This window comes from Pseudomonas sp. P4_C3 (genome assembly GCF_056402075.1).
In genome coordinates this window covers 1-613 of record NZ_JBFUIC010000786.1, presented here as the reverse complement: position 1 = coordinate 613, position 613 = coordinate 1, and the positions used below count along the sequence as shown (strand labels likewise).

Annotated in this window: 1 protein-coding gene; it reads right to left on the bottom strand. The window is 53.2% G+C overall.

The window, feature by feature from the left end; all coding sequences use genetic code 11:
• A partial coding sequence (locus AC1DVH_RS32440) for a fumarylacetoacetate hydrolase family protein (RefSeq protein WP_477757217.1) occupies positions 1–613 on the bottom strand: 613 nt, incomplete at both ends.

Sequence of the window (613 nt, the reverse complement as noted above, 5' to 3'; positions counted from 1 at the left end):
CTTCCATGCCGATCCGGTCCAGGTCTTTGAATTCATCTACGGTGGTAATCCAAGGCCCGATACCGTAGGCGAAATCTTTACACTTGGTGGGGCCCATCCCAATCGGCATTTCGACTGCCTGACAATCGCGGGCACTGAAATCGTTGAAGATGGTGATACCAAACAGGTGATCAAGCGCGTTATCAGGACGCAGACTTTCTCCACGCTTTCCGATGACGTAGCCAAGCTCCAGCTCGTAGTCCATGTGCTGGATGTATCCTGGCCACGGAACTTCCGCCTCATGCCCAATGACCGTATGCGGGGTACCTTTGAAATAGCCAGGCACCTTCAAAAGATTAGGCGTTGGCGGCTGGCCAATTTTTTCATGGAAACCCTTGATGTGCCCCACGAAAGTCAGCCCATCTCGCACCACAGAGGGATCCGAGGCTGGCAACCACTGCACACTATCGAATGAAATTGAATGTGCATCCGGCCGCTTTGCATTGATCTTTTCAGCTGCCTGGGTAAACGGTGTGCCCAGCGCAATTGCCGCCGACATACTGCCAGGGAAAACAGCATTTGCGTATTGCAGAGCAGTTTCCCGGGAAGAGCCGTCCTTGACCAACTGTTCATG